At 71.6% G+C, this 18,101-nt stretch carries 9 protein-coding genes and 1 pseudogene; 4 read left to right on the top strand and 6 right to left on the bottom strand.

Annotated elements, in window-relative coordinates; translation table 11 throughout:
• Positions 1-362: 362 nt before the first annotated feature.
• Together ACIQMR_RS01930 and pulA are read left to right on the top strand one after the other, a co-directional pair.
• Positions 363-1,742, top strand: a pseudogene (locus ACIQMR_RS01930) (alpha-amylase family protein); the annotation flags it as partial.
• A gap of 91 nt (positions 1,743-1,833) precedes the next feature.
• Positions 1,834-7,125, top strand: coding sequence for a pullulanase-type alpha-1,6-glucosidase (gene pulA, locus ACIQMR_RS01935; RefSeq protein ID WP_401381739.1), 5,292 nt, complete (start codon positions 1,834-1,836; stop codon positions 7,123-7,125).
• Positions 7,126-7,135: 10 nt separating this feature from the next.
• On the opposite strand, the gene ACIQMR_RS01940 is transcribed toward pulA, so the two are convergent.
• On the bottom strand, positions 7,136-7,885 hold the full coding sequence (locus tag ACIQMR_RS01940; RefSeq protein ID WP_401381741.1) for a TetR/AcrR family transcriptional regulator: 750 nt from the start codon (positions 7,883-7,885) through the stop codon (positions 7,136-7,138).
• 63 nt (positions 7,886-7,948) lie between these two features.
• Here ACIQMR_RS01940 and ACIQMR_RS01945 point away from each other — a divergent pair, with 63 nt between their 5' ends.
• The gene (locus ACIQMR_RS01945) at positions 7,949-8,245 is read left to right on the top strand and encodes a hypothetical protein (RefSeq protein WP_266374655.1); all 297 of its coding nucleotides are present in this window, start codon (positions 7,949-7,951) and stop codon (positions 8,243-8,245) included.
• A gap of 68 nt (positions 8,246-8,313) precedes the next feature.
• Here the strand turns inward: ACIQMR_RS01945 and ACIQMR_RS01950 are convergent, their stop codons facing one another.
• The 4 genes from ACIQMR_RS01950 to ACIQMR_RS01965 form a co-directional block, all read right to left on the bottom strand.
• Complete coding sequence (locus ACIQMR_RS01950) at positions 8,314-9,348, bottom strand: PDR/VanB family oxidoreductase (protein ID WP_401381744.1); 1,035 nt, start codon at positions 9,346-9,348, stop codon at positions 8,314-8,316.
• Position 9,349: 1 nt separating this feature from the next.
• Positions 9,350-10,318: a metal-dependent hydrolase gene (locus tag ACIQMR_RS01955; RefSeq protein WP_401381747.1), complete on the bottom strand. Its 969-nt coding sequence runs from the start codon at positions 10,316-10,318 to the stop codon at positions 9,350-9,352.
• Positions 10,319-10,392: 74 nt separating this feature from the next.
• Positions 10,393-12,249 (bottom strand): hypothetical protein, encoded by a 1,857-nt coding sequence (locus ACIQMR_RS01960; protein WP_401382646.1) that lies wholly within the window; start codon positions 12,247-12,249, stop codon positions 10,393-10,395.
• Positions 12,250-12,623: 374 nt separating this feature from the next.
• On the bottom strand, positions 12,624-15,764 hold the full coding sequence (locus ACIQMR_RS01965; protein WP_401381749.1) for an alpha-N-acetylglucosaminidase: 3,141 nt from the start codon (positions 15,762-15,764) through the stop codon (positions 12,624-12,626).
• Positions 15,765-15,870: 106 nt separating this feature from the next.
• Between ACIQMR_RS01965 and ACIQMR_RS01970 the strand changes: the two genes are divergently transcribed.
• On the top strand, positions 15,871-16,344 hold the full coding sequence (locus tag ACIQMR_RS01970; RefSeq protein WP_401381752.1) for a hypothetical protein: 474 nt from the start codon (positions 15,871-15,873) through the stop codon (positions 16,342-16,344).
• Between the two features lie 149 nt (positions 16,345-16,493).
• Here ACIQMR_RS01970 and ACIQMR_RS01975 read toward each other — a convergent pair whose 3' ends face one another.
• Entirely contained in the window at positions 16,494-18,059 is a 1,566-nt protein-coding gene (locus tag ACIQMR_RS01975) for a DUF1996 domain-containing protein (RefSeq protein WP_401381753.1), read from the bottom strand.
• Between the last annotated feature and the right edge of the window lie 42 nt (positions 18,060-18,101).

The following is an 18,101-nucleotide window of genomic DNA, read 5'->3' on the forward strand; positions in this document are numbered from 1 at the left end:
GCGAGGCTGTTCGACGCGGCCGAGGGATCCGTTTCGACCGGCTGGGCTCGTAGATCAACGGCACGGCCAGGGGAGGCCGGGAGTGCCGGACAGGTGACCGTCGCGACGGCCGAGGTGTCGCAGAGGCGTCCCAGCTCTGTGCGGGGTGCCAAGGTCTTCTTGGAACGGTCCGGAGCCTGCAAGTTCTTGCGGAATCATCACGTCCATGTGTCGCGCACATGTCTCAACCGTTGACCGATGGACCGTCTGGCCCTACGGTCACCTGCGCAGAGGGCCTTTCAGCTTTGCAGCAAGAACATTCAATCCCCACGCAGGCCCTCGGCTCGACCCCCACACCCTTCCTGAGCCGCAGGAGGAACCACATGGCCAGCAGATCTCTGGCCGCCGCACTCGCCCTCGTGGCGGGCGCAGCGGCCGCGGTGATCGCGCCGGCAGGAGCCGCGCAGGCGGCCCCGCCCGGTAGCAAGGACGTCACCGCCGTCCTGTTCGAGTGGCGCTTCGACTCGGTCGCGCAGGCGTGCAGCAGCACCCTGGGTCCCGCCGGGTACGGGTACGTCCAGGTCTCGCCGCCCCAGGAACACATACAGGGCGGGCAGTGGTGGACCTCGTACCAGCCCGTCAGTTACCGGATCGCGGGGCGGCTGGGCGACCGCGCCGCGTTCGCGAACATGGTCAACGCCTGCCACGCGGCGGGCGTCAAGGTAGTCGTCGACACCGTCATCAACCACATGGCCGCCGGGAGCGGGACGGGCACGGGCGGCTCGTCGTACACGAAGTACGGCTACCCCGGCCTGTACTCGTCGTGGGACATGGACGACTGCACGGCGCAGATCACCAACTACCAGGACCGCGTCAACGTCCAGTACTGCGAACTGGTCGGGCTCGCCGATCTCGACACCGGTGAGGAGTACGTCCGCACGAAGATCGCGGGCTATATGAACGACCTGCTGTCGCTCGGCGTCGACGGCTTCCGGATCGACGCCGCGAAGCACATACCGGCCGCCGACCTCGCCGCGATCAAGGGCAAGCTCGCCAACCCGGGCGTGTACTGGAAGCAGGAGGCCATCCACGGCGCCGGTGAGGCCGTCCAGCCGACGGAGTACCTGGGCAACGGCGATGTGCAGGAGTTCCGTTACGCCCGTGACCTCAAGAGGGTCTTCAACAACGAGAACCTCGCCTATCTGAAGAACTACGGCGAGGGCTGGGGCTACATGGAGAGCGGCCGGTCCGCCGTCTTCGTCGACAACCACGACACCGAGCGCGGCGGTGACACGCTCAACTACAAGGACGGCGCCAACTACACGCTGGCCAACGTCTTCATGCTGGCCTGGCCGTACGGGGCCCCCGACGTCCACTCCGGGTACGAGTGGTCCGACAAGGACGCGGGCCCGCCGAACGGCGGCACGGTCAACGCCTGTTACAGCGACGGCTGGAAGTGCCAGCACGCCTGGCACGAGATCTCCTCGATGGTCGCGTTCCGGAACACCGCCCGGGGCCAGACCGTCACCAACTGGTGGGACAACGGCGCCGACGCGATCGCCTTCGGACGCGGCGACAAGGCGTACGTCGCCATCAACCACGAATCGTCCTCGCTGACCCGCACGTTCCAGACCTCGCTCCCGGCCGGGAACTACTGCGACGTCCAGACCGGCACCGGCGTCGCGGTCAACGGCTCCGGCCAGTTCACCCGGACCCTGGGCCCCAACACCGCGGTCGCCCTGCACGCCGGTGCGAGGAACTGCACAGCCTGACCCCCTGCGCCGGCCGGGCCGTGCGGGTGCCCTCGCACCCGCACGGTCCGACCGGCCTTCCGCACACGAAAGGGAGACCTCTGTGATACGCCCCTGGCGCGGCCGGCGCAGAACGGTGGCGGCCACGCTCGCCGCCGCCCTCTGCGCGGCGCTCGCGCCCGCCGTACCGGCCGCGGCGGCGAAGCCGCCCGCCCCACCCGCGGACGCGAAGCTCGCCGCCGAGCCCGCACGGCACGACCTGACCCGGGAGCAGTTCTACTTCGTGCTCCCGGACCGGTTCGCGAACGGCGAGCGCGCCAACGACCTCGGCGGGCTGACCGGTTCACGCCTCCAGACCGGTTACGACCCCACCGACAAGGGCTTCTACCAGGGCGGCGACCTCAAGGGCCTCACCCGGCGTCTCGACTACATCAAGGGCCTCGGCACGACCGCCATCTGGCTCGCGCCGATCTTCAAGAACCGGCCCGTGCAGGGGTCGGGGAAGGACGCGTCGGCCGGCTACCACGGCTACTGGATCACCGACTTCACCCAGGTCGACCCCCACTTCGGGACCAACGACGACCTGGAGACCCTGATCGACAAGGCCCATGCCAAAGGCATGAAGGTCTTCTTCGACGTCATCACCAACCACACCGCGGACACCGTCGACTACGCCGAGAAGGCCTACGGCTACCGCCCCAAGGGCGCCTACCCGTACCTCGACAGGACCGGCCGTCCCTTCGACGACCGGACCGCGGTCGCCGCGGTGGACGCCGACTCCTTCCCGTACACCCCGGTCAAGGGCGCGGGCGGCGTCACCAAGGTCCCGGCGTGGCTCAACGACCCGACGATGTACCACAACCGCGGCGACTCCACCTGGGCCGGCGAGAGCGCGGAGTACGGCGACTTCGTCGGCCTCGACGACCTGTGGACCGAGCGCCCCGAGGTCGTCGACGGCATGCGGAAGATCTACGAGAAGTGGGTCCGCGACTTCGACATCGACGGCTTCCGCATCGACACCGTCAAGCACGTCGACCTCGACTTCTGGACCCGGTGGGCCACCGCGCTCGACGCGTACGCCGCGAAGCACGGCCGCGACGACTTCTTCATGTTCGGTGAGGTCTTCTCCGCCGACACCGCCGTGACCTCGCCGTACGTCACGCGGGGGCGGCTGGACGCCACCCTCGACTTCCCGTTCCAGGACGCGGCCCGCGCCTACGCCTCGCAGGGCGCCGAGGCCGGCCGGCTCGCGAAGGTCTTCGCCGACGACCACCGGTACACCACCGACAAGGCCAATGCCTACGAGCAGGTGACCTTCCTCGGCAACCACGACATGGGCCGCATCGGCACCTTCCTCAAGCAGGACAACCCCGGCGCGGACGACGCCGAACTGCTGAAGCGGGCCCGGCTCGCCAACGAGCTGATGTTCCTCAGCCGCGGCAACCCGGTGGTCTACTACGGCGACGAGCAGGGCTTCACCGGCGCCGGCGGCGACAAGGACGCCCGCCAGACCCTCTTCGCCTCGAAGACCGCCGACTATCTCGACGACGACCAGCTCGGCACGGCTCGCACCCACGCCGACGACGCCTACGACCCCGCGCACCCCGTCTACCGCTCGATCGCCGCGCTGTCGAAGCTGACCCGCGAGCACCCGGCGCTGCGCGACGGCGTCCAGCAGGAGCGGTATGCCAAGGACTCCGTCTACGCCTTCTCGCGTACGGACGCGAAGAAGCGCGTCGAGTACGTCGTGGCGACCAACAACGCCACGACCGCGAAGACCGTGACCCTGCCCGTGGACTCGGCGGCCTTCCGCGTCCTGTACGGAGGCTCCGGCGCCGTACGGGTCACCGGCGGGAAGATCACGGTCACGGTGCCCGCGCTGTCGTCCCTGGTACTGCGCGCGACCGGCCCCCTGGCACCACCCGCCGCGAAGCCGTCCCTCACCCTGAAGGCCCCGGCGGCCGGAGCGACCGGCACCGTGGAGCTCTCCGCCGACGTCGAGGACGGACAGCTCAACCGGGTCGTCTTCGCCGCCCAGGTCGGCAACGGCGCTTGGCGCACCCTCGGCACCGCCGACCACGCCCCGTACAAGGTCACCCAGCACATCACCGCTCCCGCCGGAACGCCCCTGCGCTACAAGGCGGTGGTCGTCGACAGCCTCGGCCGCACGGCGAGCGCCCTCGCCGCCACGACCGCGGGACACCTCCCGCCGCCCGAGAAGCCGACGGCCGTCGATCGCACGTACGCCGTCGTCCACTACAAGCGCCCCGGGGGAGGCGACTACGACGGCTGGCAGCTGAAGTCCGGTGACCTGACGGGAAGCTTCACCGGCCGGGACGCCTGGGGCGCCTTCGCCTGGGTCAAGGTCCCCGAGGGCGCGTCCACCATCACGTACACGGTGGAGAAGGACGGCACCGCCGACGGTCCGCAGCGAAGCATCAACCTCGCCCGCACCGGCGAGGTCTGGATCACGCAGGGCCAGGACGGCCAGTCCGAGACGCCGCCCGACGGCGCCGACCCGCCGCAGGACACGAAGAAGGCGGTGCTGCACTACCAGCGGGCCGACGGCGACTACGACGGCTGGGGACTGCACACCTGGACCGGCGCCGCCGAGCCCACCGACTGGTCGAAGCCGCTGATGCCGGTCCGCGAGGACGCGTACGGCGCGGTCTTCGAGGTCCCGCTCGCCGAAGGCGCCACCTCGCTCAGCTACATCCTCCACAAGGGCGACGAGAAGGACCTGCCCACCGACCAGTCGCTGTCGTTCGGCAGCCACGGCCGCGAGGTGTGGATGCTCGCGGGGCAGCCGAAGTACCTGCTGCCGATGACCGGCGGCGCTCCCTCGCCGGATCTGTCGAAGGCCGAGGCGCAGTTCATCGACCGGAACACCGTCGTGTGGAAGGTGAAAGCGACCGACGCCACCAGCCAGCAGCTCGTGTACGCGCCCGGCGGCGGGATCGAGGTCGTCGACGGGGCGCTCAGCGACGAGGGCCGGTGGCTGCGCCTCGGCCCGGCCGCGCTGAGCGACGCCCAGAAGGCGAAGTTCCCGCACCTGAAGGACTTCCCCGCCTTCACCGTCGACCCGCGCGACCGCGACCGGGTCCAGGAGGCCCTGCGCGGCCAGCTCATCGCCACCCAGCGCAACGAAGCGGGCGCTCTGCTCGCCGCCACCGGCGTGCAGATCCCGGGCGTCCTCGACGACCTGTACGCCGGGAAGGCCCAGGGAGCCGCGCTCGGGCCGGTGTTCCGCAAGGGCCGCCCGACGCTGTCCGTATGGGCGCCCACCGCGCGGAAGGTCGCCCTCGAACTCGACGGCAGGACCGTGCCGATGCGCCGCGACGACGCCTCCGGCGTCTGGTCGGTCACCGGCCCGGCGAGCTGGAACGGAAAGCCGTACCGGTACGCCGTGACCGTCTGGGCGCCCAGCGTCCGGCAGCTGGTCACCAACAAGGTCACCGACCCGTACTCCACCGCGCTCACCACCGACTCGGCCCGCAGCCTCGTCGTCGACCTCACCGACCCGAAGCTCGCCCCCGAGGGCTGGTCGACACCGAGCAAGCCCGCCGCCGTGCCGCTGAGGGACGCCCAGATCCAGGAGCTGCACATCCGGGACTTCTCCACCCGCGGCTATCTGGGCTTCACCGACCGCGACTCGGCCGGCATGAAGCACCTGACGTCGCTCGCGAAGAGCGGCACCTCGTACGTCCATCTGCTGCCCGCCTTCGACATCGGCACCATCCCGGAGAAGACGTCGGACCAGGCCGTGCCCGACTGCGACCTGACGGCGTACGCGCCCGACTCCGACGAGCAGCAGGCGTGTGTCACGAAGGCCGCCGCGAAGGACGCCTACAACTGGGGCTACGACCCGCTGCACTACAGCGTCCCCGAGGGCTCCTACGCCTCCGACCCCGAGGGCACCCGCCGCACGGTCGAGTTCCGGCGGATGGTGCAGGGCCTGGGCGACGCCGGGCTGCGCACGGTCATGGACGTCGTCTACAACCACACCGTCGCGAGCGGTCAGTCGGAGAAGTCCGTCCTGGACCGGATCGTGCCCGGCTACTACCAGCGGCTCCTCGACGACGGCACCGTGGCCACCTCCACCTGCTGCGCCAACACCGCGCCCGAGAACGCCATGATGGGCAAGCTCGTCGTCGACTCGGTCGTCACCTGGGCCAGGGAGTACAAGGTCGACGGCTTCCGCTTCGACCTCATGGGCCACCACCCGAAGGCGAACATCCTCGCCGTCCGCAAGGCCCTGGACGCGCTGACCGTCGAGAAGGACGGCGTCGACGGAAAGAAGATCATCCTGTACGGGGAGGGCTGGAACTTCGGCGAGATCGCCGACGACGCCCGCTTCGTCCAGGCCACCCAGAAGAACATGGCAGGGACCGGGATCGCGACCTTCTCCGACCGGGCGCGGGACGCCGTCCGCGGCGGCGGGCCCTTCGACGAGGACCCGGGCGTCCAGGGCTTCGCCTCCGGCCTGTTCACCGAGCCCAACTCCTCGAAGGCCAACGGCACCCCGGCCGAGCAGCGGGCGAGGCTGCTCCACTACCAGGACCTGATCAAGGTCGGGCTCTCCGGGAACCTCGCGTCGTACACCTTCACCGACACCCGCGGCACCGAGGTCAAGGGCTCCGAGGTCGACTACAACGGCTCACCGGCCGGCTACGCCGCCGCGCCAGGAGACGCCCTCGCCTACGCGGACGCGCACGACAACGAGACGCTCTACGACGCCCTGGCGTTCAAGCTGCCGTCGGCCGTCTCCGCCGCTGACCGCTCGCGGATGCAGGTGCTGGCGATGGCGACGGCCACGCTGTCACAGGGACCCGCGCTGTCGCAGGCAGGCTCCGACCTCCTCCGGTCGAAGTCGCTCGACCGCAACTCCTACGACAGCGGCGACTGGTTCAACACCATCCACTGGGACTGCCGCGACGGCAACGGCTTCGGCCGCGGCCTGCCGCCCGCCGCCGACAACAAGCCCAAGTGGTCCTACGCCGGGCCGCTGCTGACCGCGCCGACGCTGACGCCGGGCTGCCCCGAGATCAACGGCGCCTCGGCCGCGTACCGCGATCTGCTGAAGATCCGTACGACGGAGCGGGCGTTCGGGCTCGGCACGGCGGAGCAGGTGCAGTCGGCGCTGTCCTTCCCGCTGTCGGGGAAGGACGAGACGCCCGGTGTGATCACCATGCGTCTGGGCGAGCTGGTCGTGGTGTTCAACGCCACACCGGAGCGCACGTCGCAGCGGATCGGCGCGGTCGCGGGCACGTCCTACGGTCTGCACCCGGTGCAGGCGGCGGGCGCCGACGCGGTGGTGAGGTCCGCCTCGTACGAGGCGGGCTCGGGCACCTTCACCGTGCCCGGCCGGACGGTGGCCGTCTTCACCCGCGGCTGACCGCCGTGGGTCAGGTGTCGCGCTGCTCCGGCACGCGTACCGCCTGAGGCGCCAGCGCCATGAGCCGGCCGACGAGTTCAGCGAAGGGACCGTCGGCCGGCTCGTCCGCGAGGATGCGCATGAGCACCGTGGCCATGGAGTCGTCGTACGCCGCCGGCACCGCCACCAGCGCCACGAAGTCGTGCACCAGCTGCACTTCCAGCTCGGCGCGCGGAATCTCCCGCCCGTCCAGCCACAGCAGCGCCGTCGTCTCGGCGAGCGACACCCAGGAACGGACGACGAGCCGCAGCCGCGGCGACCGGTCGCCGACGTCGAGGTGGGCCATGATCTGCTCGTACGCGGCGTGCCTGACCTCGTCGATCATGGCGTTGGTGGTCGTGGCCGCGCCTGTTGGGCACGACCCGCCCGCGGCTACGGCAGGCCCGCCGCGCATCAGCGCGGAGAACCCCGGACCGTGCTCGTCCACGAAATCGAAGAACCGTCCCATGACGCGCAGCAGCCGGGCCCCGAGCGGCCCCTCCTGCTTCTCCTGGAACCGGGCGGCGAGTTCGTCGGCCGCGCGCCGCAGTGCCGCCTCGTACAGGCTCTGCTTGCCCGGGAAGTAGTGGTACACCAGCGGGCGCGAGATGCCCGCGGCGGCGGCGATCTCGTCGATCGACACCTCGTCGGGGGAGCGGTGGCCGAACAGCTCCAGCGCCACGCCGATCAGCTGCTCTCGGCGCTCTTCGACGCCCATCCTGCGGCGAACCCCGGTCGTCATGCGAACAGCGTAACGGCCGGTCGTCGAACAGCGTCCGCCTCCCGCCGGGTACGCTCCCGGGATATGACCGCTTCTGACCAGGACACCACCGCCCCTGTGCCACAGGGCATGACCCCGCGCCAGGCGCGGCTCCTCCGCATCACGGCAGCGTCCGTACTGCTCGTGGCTCTCGCGGTCGTTCTGGTGGTGCGGCTGGCCAGTCGTACGTCCGTCCTCGTGGTCGGGGTGTACGGACTGGCCATGATCCTGTGCGGAGTCGTCATCGAGCTGAGCCGCCACGGACGCACCCGGCTGGGTACGTATCTGCTGGGCGCGGGCCTGGTGGCGGCCCTGGCCGCGGACTGGGTGCTGCTGCCCTGAAACGGGCGGATTCCTGCGCCGCGCGGATTCCTGCGCCGCGCGGACCTCTTGAGCCGCACGCGCCGGGGTCACAGGTCCAGGACGAGGCGCCCGCTCGTGCACCGGGAGACGCAGATCAGCATCGAGTCGGACCGTTCCGCGTCCGTGAGCAGCTCGTCCCGGTGGTCGATCCCGCCCTCCAGCACCCGCTGTCGGCAGGTGCCGCAGAAGCCCTGCCGGCAGGAGTAGGAGACGTCCGGCAGCTCGTCGCGCACGGCGTCGAGCACCGAGCGGCCGGCGGGGACCGTGAGCGTCCGCCCGGAGCGGCGCAGTTCGAGCTCGAACGCACCGCCGGGGGCGGCGGCCGCGCCCGTGAACCGCTCCAGGCGAAGCTCCCGGCCCTCGGGCAGGGCGGCGGCGACCGCGTCCATCAGCCCTTGCGGGCCGCAGCAGTAGACCACCGTCTCCGCGGGAAGGTCCGCCAGGAACGCCAGGTCCGGCCGGCCGGACACGGTCTTCGCGCCCAGCTTCTCGGCCTCCTCGACGTACGGCATCGTGGCCCGGTCGCGCCCGCAGTACAGCAGCCGCCAGTTCGCGGCGCCCGCCGCGTGCAGCGCCCGCACCATGGGCAGGACGGGGGTGATGCCGATGCCGCCCGCGAGGAAGAGGTACGAGGCCGACCCGGCGAGCGGGAACCGGTTGCGCGGACCGCGGATCTCCACCTCCGTGCCCTCGTGCAGGTGCTCGTGCACCTCGCGCGAACCGCCGCGGCCGTCCTCGACCAGGCGGGTCGCGATCGTGTACGCACCGGAGTCCTCCGGGTCGCCGCAGAGCGAGTACTGGCGTACGCGGCCGGAGGGCAGGACGAGGTCGATGTGCGCGCCCGGCTCCCAGCGCGGCAGGTGGGCACCCTCCAGCCGGAGCTGGACGACGCCTTCGGCGGGCGTGGTGCGCTCGGTGACCAGCACGCGGCGGGAGGAGGCGCGACGACCGCCCCTGCCCGAGACCGGTTCCTCCAGCGCGGGCATCGGCCACAGCGGGGACGCCGCGATACGCCGGCGCAGGGCACGCCTGGCCAGCAGCGCGGTTCCGGCGACGAGGACGACGGTACGCAGCCGGGGCATGTCAGCGGCCTCCCTTCGGGAACGGGCCGTCCACGCCCTTGCCGTCCGCGCGCTTGCCGTCCGGGCCCTTGTTCTTCACGGCCTTGTCGTTCAGGCCGTTGGCGCCGGGTGACGAGGCCAGATAGGCGACGGCCTGGGCGGTGCTGCCCTCCTGGCTGGGGTGGTAGGCACGGCTGAGATAGCGCGGGATGGAGCGCAGCATGTCCGGTGTGGACGGGAGGACGCCGCGGTTTCCCGCGCGGTAGAAGTCCCGGAAGCTCGCCCTGCCGTCGAGCAGTGTGGGGTCGTTCTCCATGAAGAAGCGGGCGCCGCGCTGCCAGAGGAAGACGAGCGCGGAGAAGGCCGCCGCCCAGGTCCGCACCCGGCGCCGGTAGCTGCCGTCGACGTGCAGGAACAGGTCGAAGGCGACCGAGCGGTGCTCGACCTCCTCCGCGCCGTGCCAGCGCAGCAGGTCCAGCATCATCGGGTCGGCGCCGCGCCGGTCCAGTTCACCGGCGTTGAGCACCCAGTCGCCGAGGAAGGCCGTGTAGTGCTCGATCGCGGCGATCAGCGCGACCCGTTCCTTCAGCCACCATGCGCGCGGCTTTCCGGGCGGCAGCGTCCGGTCGCCGAGCAGCTTCTCGAAGAACCAGTCGACCTGCGCGGTGTACGGGGTGGGGTCGAGGCCCAGTTCCCTGAGGTGCGGCAGTACGTCGTCATGGGCCTGCGAGTGGACCGCCTCCTGGCCGATGAAGCCGATGACGTCCTCGCGCAGCCGGTCGTCGTGGATGTGCGGCAGGACCTGCTTGTAGACGTGGACGAACCAGCGTTCGCCGGCCGGGAGGAGCAGATGCAGCACATTGATCGTGTGGGTGGCGAACGGATCGCCGGGGACCCAGTGGAGCGGGGTCTCCTCCCAGGCGAAGGAGACCTTTCGGGCTGTGAGCGCCGTGTGTTCCGACGCCACCTTGACCGGCCGCGTGTTAGACATGGCGTCAATGTACTGATGGGTACGTCGTGGGAACAGGGTCCGCGCAGCAGCGGATCGGGACGGGCCGATCCGGTTCAGCGCAGCGAGTCGAGCCGCGTACCGTCCGCGAGACGTCCGTTCAGCTCCGCCCGTGCGCCCTTGCGCGCCGGTACGGAGAGGAGATTGCCCCGGGTGCTGCCCGTGACCCCGCCGCTGGCGGTCAGCGAGGCGAACTGCTCGCTGCCCGCGGCCAGTACGTACCACTGCCGCGCCCGGGACTGCCACAGCACACCCGTCAGCACGCGTGGATCACGTGGTCCGCAGGCGGGCGAGGCCTCGGAGCGGGCCACGACCGTGCCCGGCGATTCGGCGGGCGGGCGGGGCGACGGCGTCTGGATCTGGGCGAGCACACGGCTGCCCGTGCCACGCCAGGTCTCGGCCCGCGTGCACAGCCAGGCCGCGGTGCCGTCCCCCTCCGGCAGGGTCTGCCGGGCGTACTCCCAGGTGTTGACCTCCCTCACCCCGTGCGAACGCATCGCGCGGAGCAGACAGGCCGTACGCGCCCACGCCCGACGGGCCGACCGCCCCTCACCCGGCACATCGGCGTTGGCCGACGGCGGACCCCAGGTCAGCCGGGCCGGGGTCAGCTCGCCCAGGTCGGTCAACAGCCGCCGTGCGCCGTCGTCCGTCAGCTCCAGCGCGGCCCAGGTCCGGCAGTCCCTGGCCTGGACCGCGCTCGCCAGCGGCTCGGTCACCCCGTGCGCGTCGCGCCGCAGCGGACGTGGCTCCCCCGCCGGGTCGAGCAGATCACGCACCGCGGACCCGCGTACCCAGGGAGCCGTCAGATAGCGGACGTTGCCGTGGCCCCGGCCGATGAGCAGGGCCCCGGAGGAGGCCCCGTCCGCGGCATCGGCACGGGCGAGGTCGAGGGCCGGGCCGCCGGTCGTCGCGTCGTTCGGCTCGGCGTACCGCACGATCCGCAGCCCGTCGTGGAACAGCACCACCCGGGCGCGGTCCACCTCCCCGGCGAACAGCAGCTGCGGTGCGCCCATCGGCGGCCCGGGCGGAGTGCCGGGCGTCGCCGACACCTGCACCCGGACGCCTGGCCGCGCCCATACGGCGAGCGCCCGGCCCAGCAGCGCGCGGTCGCCCGTCAGCCTTCCGCGGGCCGGCCAGACGGAGAAGTCGGTGCGCGTGGCGCTCTGCCAGGCCATGGGGCCGACGCGGCGCAACTGGCCAGGGTCCAGGGCCGCCTCGGCCGCCGGGTTGCGCGCGTACAGCGGGGCCGCGGCGCCGTCGCGCCCCCAGCCCTCGCCCGGCAGTCCCAGCAGCAGGCCGCAGACCAGCACGGCCGCCACCGCCGCGAGCGCCGCCTTCGCGTGCTGGCGGCGGCGCATCAGATCGGTGGGGCGGGCCTGGAGCGAGCAGGGGTCGAACTCGGGGGAGGCCAGCAGCGCGGCGGCGCTCCTGCCTCCCGGCGTCCGGACGCCGTCGGCCTCGGCGAGCGGCGCGTGCGGGTCCCCGACCCCGGCGTCGCTCAGGACGTGCCGCACCTCCGCGTCCGGCAGCTGTTCGAGACCGCGCAGCACGTACGCGGCGCGTGCCGGACCGGACAGCGCGGACAACTGCTGGTCCAGGGCGAGTTCGTCGGCACCGCCGGAGCGGGGGAACACCCGCAGGCCCCACACCTGGGGCAGCAGCGGCGGGAACTGGGCGCGCTTCGGCCAGGCCGGCCGTCTGAGCGGAAGCCCCGCCTCCAGCGCCTGCCGCAGCACCCGGCCGCGGATGTACGCGTATCCGGGCGCGGCCGTCCCGCGCGGCACAGGCACCCCCGCCGAGCCCCCGGAGCCGCGCCCGGCCCGTCCGCGCGGCAGCGAACGCTGCACGACGGAGTGGGCGGTCAGCACCCGCCGGTTGCGGCCGAGCGACGGCGGCAGGACGAGATACGCCATCCGCACCAGACGCGGATAGTGCTCGACGAGCGCGGCCTCGGCCTGCTCGACACCGACGGCGGGGCGTACGAGATCCTGGGTGCTCACGTTCAGCAGAACGAGCGAATACTGCGATAGTCACCAGGCTGGGGAAAGCCGTACTGCCGTGTCGCGGTGAGGCGTTCACGCATCCGTTCCACCGCCTCGTCCGGCACGCCGAGACCTCCGGTACGCAGCGTTCCGTCGAGCCGTGGAGCCTCGCCGGCTCGTCGAACGCGGCAGCCGGGTACCCGGGCGTCACACCGACGACCGTCAGGGCGAACCCGGCACGGTGCCCGCTCGCCACGGTCCGCCCGGACCGGTGCCGCCGGACCGGTACCGGTGAGCCGACGCGGTCAGTCCGACGGCCAGCCCGACAGCCCGCTGAAGCCGACCGTGCCCCTGGCCCCGGTCCCGTTGTGCGCGGCCGTCATGAACAGGCCCGCGTCCTGCACCGCCGCCGCGCCCGGCACCGTCGGCGTGGCGACAAGGCGCCACGTCGCGCCGTCGTCCGTGGAGCACTCGCCGGTGAACCGGCCGTCCGCGCGGCCCAGCCGCAGCAGCACCGGCGCCGTCACCCCCGTCACCCGCCGGTAGGCGTCCACCGTGCCGTCGCCGTCACTGTCGTACGAGAAGACGACCCCGTTCGCCGGGGTGACCGCGAGATTGAGGAATCCGGGGGAGCCGGCCGTCGCCAGGCTGTTGCGCACGACGATGCCCGCCCGCGCCCAGGCGCCCGTCGCCGGCTGGGAGTCCACCCGCAGCGTCAGGCTCACGCCGTCCCGCAGCACGCCCTGCCGGTGGACCGCCCCGAACTGCTCGGTCGTCCGCCACAGGTCACCGCCGCCGCCGTTGATCGCGAAGCGGCCGTCCAGGTGCCCGAACACGGCCGAGTTGCTCGAATGCGTCCGCCATCCGGCGGGGAGCGGGCCGGCCACGTACAGGCTGCCCCGGTGCACCGCGGTGACGGGCGTCTCGCCCTGCGGCCCGTAGGTGGCGCGCAGTTCGTACGGCAACGGTTCGAGCGGGGAGGTGAGCGGGCCCGGCGGGGCCTGCACCGTCCAGCCCACCGTCCCCGAACCGGCCGCCGGCACGGGCGGCAGGGCTCGCGGCGGCTGCTCGCCGAGTCCGGTGACCGCGAAGTCCACCGGCCCCGTGCCCCGCAGCCCGTTCACGTTGCGGAAGGCGGCCGTGACCGAGGCGGTGCCGCCCGGCCCCAACACCGGGGGCGTCGCCGTGACGGTGACGGTGCCCTGGTACGGGGCCAGGGACAGCACCTCGTGCACCCGGCGCGCCGTACGGTACGGATCGCGCACCGGCCGCAGCGGATACGCGGTCCGTTCCCGGGTCCACGGCTCCTCGGTCGCGTACCAGTCGAACGCCTTCGGTGGCCTGCCCTGCGCGAGCGCGTCCTCCAGCTCGTCCAGGAACGCCTGCCACTGCGGCAGATGGAAGTCACCGACCAGGCCCTGCCAGTCCCGGTTGGCATAGTTCGCGAGCCGGCCGGCGTCCGCCGTGACCCGGTCCGCCCACGTGGTGACGAGAACCCGGGCGGTGCGCTCCAGCTGCTCCCGCTCGGCCTCCGACGAGGCCATGCGCTTCGCGTCCTCCAGCCACGGCCCGAGCAGGAACGCACGATGCGAGCCGGTCATCTCCTCACTCAGCCGCATCAGCTTCAGCCACAGCCGCGACAGGGTCCGGAAGGCCACCTGGTCGCCGCGCCCGTGGGCGGCCTCCAGGTGCGGCAGCAGCTGCCAGGAGCGGTTCGCGAGCGCCTGCCGGCCCAGATCGGTGAGGTCGTAGCGGTACGCGTCGGATCCCCGCAGCTCCTCCCGTACGTCCAGCAGCGCCGCGAAGGCCTGGTCGAGGACGCCGGGGTGGTAGGCGGGCGTGTGGGTGGCGTAGTACGTACCGGACGCGGCCGTCAGCGACGGCCGGGCGGCGAAGATGGAGTCGTGCGGGCGGCCGTCCCGGCTGCTGATCCGGTAGACGGAGTCCCGCAGCGCGGCGAACGCGGCCCGGGCCGCCTCGTCCCGGCCGCCGTAGCGCAGATCGGCGTACCCGGCGAACCACTCCTCGCGGTCGATCGCCTCCTCGTGCCAGGCCAGTTCGGAGAACAGCTCCAGCGCCGCCGGATCGCGCTCGGCGGCCTCGGGCATGTAGGCGGTCCCGGCCAGCGCGGAGCCCGGCTTGTCCCGCCACCGCGTGAACCGCTCGGTCCAGATGTGCGTCTTGGCGCCGAGCGTGGTCCGCCCGCCGAAGTTCGGGATGGTGCCGAACGCGTACGGCGCACCTCCCCAGTCCTTCTCACGGTCCACGACGGTGTCGAGATCGGACAGTCCGTCGACGATGAGCAGATGCCTCTTGTCGAGGGCGTCGAGCAGATCACGGCGCGGATTGGCCTGCCAGCCCAGGATCAGCCACAGCGCACCGGGGCGGGCGGTCCGCAGGGCCCGCTCCACGGCTCGGGCGGCGTCCGGCACGGGCACGTCCCCGGCGGAGCCGCCCTCGTGCAGCAGGTCCATCTTGAAGTGCCCGATCTCGCCGAACAGATCGTGCTGGTGACGGTAGAACGCGGCCGCGACCCGCTCGAAGGCCTCCGTGCGCGGATCGAGCCAGTCGGGCCGCTTCAGACCGGACCAGGTGCCCTGCGCAACGGTGCGGGCACCGGGGTTGCGGTCGGCGAAACCGTCGGGGACGGTGCCGAAGTAGCCGGGCATGACGGGGGACATGCCCAGCTCGCGCAGCCGGGCGGTGATTCGCCGGCCCAGCTCGGCGCGCCGGGCGACCAGCTCGGGGCTCATCGGGCCGCCGTACGCGCTCATGTTCTGCAGGAGCCACCACGGCTGATGGGACGGGGCGGGGAGCCAGGTGCGCGCCTCGGCGTCGGAGTAGCCGAAGTCCTGGAGCAGCCGGTGGTAGACGGCTTCCTGGCCCGGGGTGACCAGGACCTCGTTGCAGCCGTGCAGGGCGAGGACGTCGATCAGCCGCTCCCAGCGCGGCCAGTCCGCGTACGGGGCCGTGTAGCCGTCATGGGTGTCGTTGAACGCGAACCGGTGCGGGACGGTGGCCGCGCGTTCGAGCGGGCGCTGGGGTGCGGGGAGCCGGAGGGGGAGGTCCAGCTGGGTGCCGGCCCAGGAGACATGGGCTCCGCACTCGTACTTGAGGTACCAGTGCACGCCGGTGAGCAGGGCCACGGGGCCGGTGCCGGCGACCTCGATGCGTCCCGTGGTGCCGGAGACCCGGAAGCGTTCCCCGCCGCCGTCCTCGGGCAGGTCCGAGAGCCGGAACTGTGCGGCGTGGTGGGGGATCAGCAGGCGGTGCAGCGCGGCGCGGGCGGGGTCCGTAGCCGTGGGTCCTTCGCCCCTGCCGGCGCCGCTGCCGCTGCCGGCGTCACTGTTGTCGTCGGAGGCGCCGGAGGCGGGGGCGGCGAAGGCCGTACTCACCCCGATCGCTCCCGCGGTGCTGAGCAGTGAACGTCTCGAAAGCCGGCTCATCGCGCTCCTCCGTGTTGCTGGTGAGACAACAGGTGCGTGTGCGTCGCGCGGCACGTTACCCGGCGTTCGCCAGCGCACGAGGGTGCCGAGCGGGCACGATGGCCGGATGCGTACGGAACGAGCTCGAAGCACCACCCCGATAGCCCTGGCCGCCCTGGCCCTGACCGCCGTCACGGCCCTGACGGCCTGCGGCGCGGACGACGAAAAGGCCCCCGACGCGCCGAAGACGGCGACGGGGACCCTGGAACAGCTGGCCGAGCAGGCCGAGTGCGACCCGAACATCCAGACGGACGCCAAGGAACTGCGGCAGGCGAACTGCGCGACGAAGGACGGCAAGTACGTCCTGGCCACGTTCGCCACCGACCGCGGACAGCGCGAGTGGATCAACGAGGCCAACGACTACGGCGGCTCGTACCTCGTCGGCAGGAAGTGGGTCGTGGTCGGCGAGGAGAAGGTGGTCACAGCACTGCGCGGCCGGCTCGGCGGGACCGTGGAGACCGGCTCGTCGCACGGCGGACACTCGGGGAGCAGTGCCGACGGCGGTGGGGGACACGAGCAGGAGCACTCCGGCCATCACTGAGCAGGCCGCGCAGTTCGGTGGGGGGTCAGGGGGGACGGGGGCGGTCGGGGGAGGGGAGAGAGCGGAGGTGGTGCCGAACCCCAGGGGCTCAACCCGGGAGCCCCGGGGCTCGGCGCCGGCTCACTCTGCGGATCTGGCCGACTCGGTGGTCATCGGCACCGCCGGCCGCCGTTGATGCAGTTCACCACCTTGTTCATCAGGTTCTCGTCGAAGACGTTGATGAAGTCGCCGTGGTCGGTGATGGGCTTGTGCAACTGCTCCGGGAAGGAGTCGACCGCGAAGACGCTCGGATTCTCCCCGTCGAAGACGGGGGGCGGAACGTCGTAGACGATGCGCTGCACCAGCTGCGGAATGGCCCTGAAGCCGTTCTGGCAGCTGCCGTTCTCATCCGCGAAGGCGACATGGGTGCGGTGATTGGCGCTGTCGGTGTTCTGGCCGTCCCAGCAGCTCTGGAATTTGAATGTCCGTACCACCTGACTGCCCTCCGGGCAGATCGGGTACTTGTCCTTCAGCTGACGGTCCTCGAATCCGGTGCAGCTCCACGATGCATTGGCATTGGCATCACCGTTGACAAAGGCCTTGGCGTCACCGGTGATGATCCGCAGGAATCGTGGCATCGCGGTGACCTTGGAGACGGGACTTCCCACGAAATTGAGCGTGACCTGGGCCGGGGTCTGGATCTCGCCGACATTCTGGTCCTTGCCGCCGCCGTCGGCCTGGGCGTCGTTCTCGTCCTGCCCGTTCTGCAGTCGCAGCACCGGCCAGTAGTAGGTTGACCTGTCGCCCTGGTTACGGCAGGTGGTGTCGCCGTTGGCAAGGTCGTCGTCGCTGGCGAAGGCGTCGTTGGCCTGGTTGCCGACGTAGTCGTGCATATGGTGCGCGCCATTGCTCACACCGGGCGCGACGATGACATTGTCCGGGTTGAACTTGCCGTTCTCGTTCTTGCCGCAGTCGGTGCTGAAGGTGCCCTTGGAGGCGCCTCGGCGGTTCCGGGGGCCGTTGACGTTCGGCTGCACGGACTGGATGTCGACGAAGTCGTTCTGCTCGGGACCGTTGCCGGCCTGACCGCCGTTGTCGTTGCCGCCCTGGTCGCCGCCGTCCTGGCCGCCGTCCTGACCCTGGCCCTGGTCCTGACCCTGATCCTGGCCGCCGTCCTGGCCTTGGTCCTGCCCGCCGTCCTGGCCCTGGTCCTGACCTTGGTCCTGGCCACCGTCCTGGCCCTGGTCCCCGCCGCCGTTGTCGGCGTCGTCGGCGCGCAGGGTGCACGGCGCCATGTTCTCCAGGCCCTGCGGTTTGGGTGCGCCGCGCTCGATGAGCGAGACGATCCGCTGGATGATGACCAGCCGCTCGTTTCTCAGCGGAGCGAGAATCTGCTGCTGTCCGTAGGAGGGGTCGCTTTCGACCCGCTCCTTGTTCTCGGCGAATCGCTGATACGCCGTGGTGATCTGGGTGTCCAGCGTCGCGAGTTCACGGTCCACGGAACCGCGTTGCTGCTGGGGTACTTCGGGCAGTTCGTTTCCGACGTCCGGACAGTCGATGGTCGACACCGACTGTCCGGCGGCCTGGGTCTGGTCGGGGCGCTGACCGGTCCAGCCCTCACCCGCGGATGCGTAGACATTGACCGCGATCAGCCCACCCCCGCCCAGAATGAGGGCAGCCGAGGCGGCTATCGCCCGGTTTGCCAGCGTTGAGCGTTTGCGTGTTGTGCGTGCCATGGAACTCCAATCCCGGGAGGGGAGCAGCGCGTCGTTCCATAC

It is taken from the genome of Streptomyces sp. NPDC091376 (assembly GCF_044757085.1).
Classification (GTDB): domain Bacteria; phylum Actinomycetota; class Actinomycetes; order Streptomycetales; family Streptomycetaceae; genus Streptomyces; species Streptomyces pratisoli.

Excerpts from the sequence above, each read along its gene's own strand:
- ACIQMR_RS01940 (WP_401381741.1), bottom strand. The coding sequence starts at position 7,885 with ATGACGACCGGGGTTCGCCGCAGGATGGGCGTCGAAGAGCGCCGAGAG.
- ACIQMR_RS01945 (WP_266374655.1), top strand. The coding sequence starts at position 7,949 with ATGACCGCTTCTGACCAGGACACCACCGCCCCTGTGCCACAGGGCATG.
- ACIQMR_RS01950 (WP_401381744.1), bottom strand. The coding sequence starts at position 9,348 with ATGCCCCGGCTGCGTACCGTCGTCCTCGTCGCCGGAACCGCGCTGCTG.
- ACIQMR_RS01955 (WP_401381747.1), bottom strand. The coding sequence starts at position 10,318 with ATGTCTAACACGCGGCCGGTCAAGGTGGCGTCGGAACACACGGCGCTC.
- ACIQMR_RS01960 (WP_401382646.1), bottom strand. The coding sequence starts at position 12,249 with ATGGCGTATCTCGTCCTGCCGCCGTCGCTCGGCCGCAACCGGCGGGTG.
- ACIQMR_RS01965 (WP_401381749.1), bottom strand. The coding sequence starts at position 15,764 with ATGAGCCGGCTTTCGAGACGTTCACTGCTCAGCACCGCGGGAGCGATC.
- ACIQMR_RS01970 (WP_401381752.1), top strand. The coding sequence starts at position 15,871 with ATGCGTACGGAACGAGCTCGAAGCACCACCCCGATAGCCCTGGCCGCC.
- ACIQMR_RS01975 (WP_401381753.1), bottom strand. The coding sequence starts at position 18,059 with ATGGCACGCACAACACGCAAACGCTCAACGCTGGCAAACCGGGCGATA.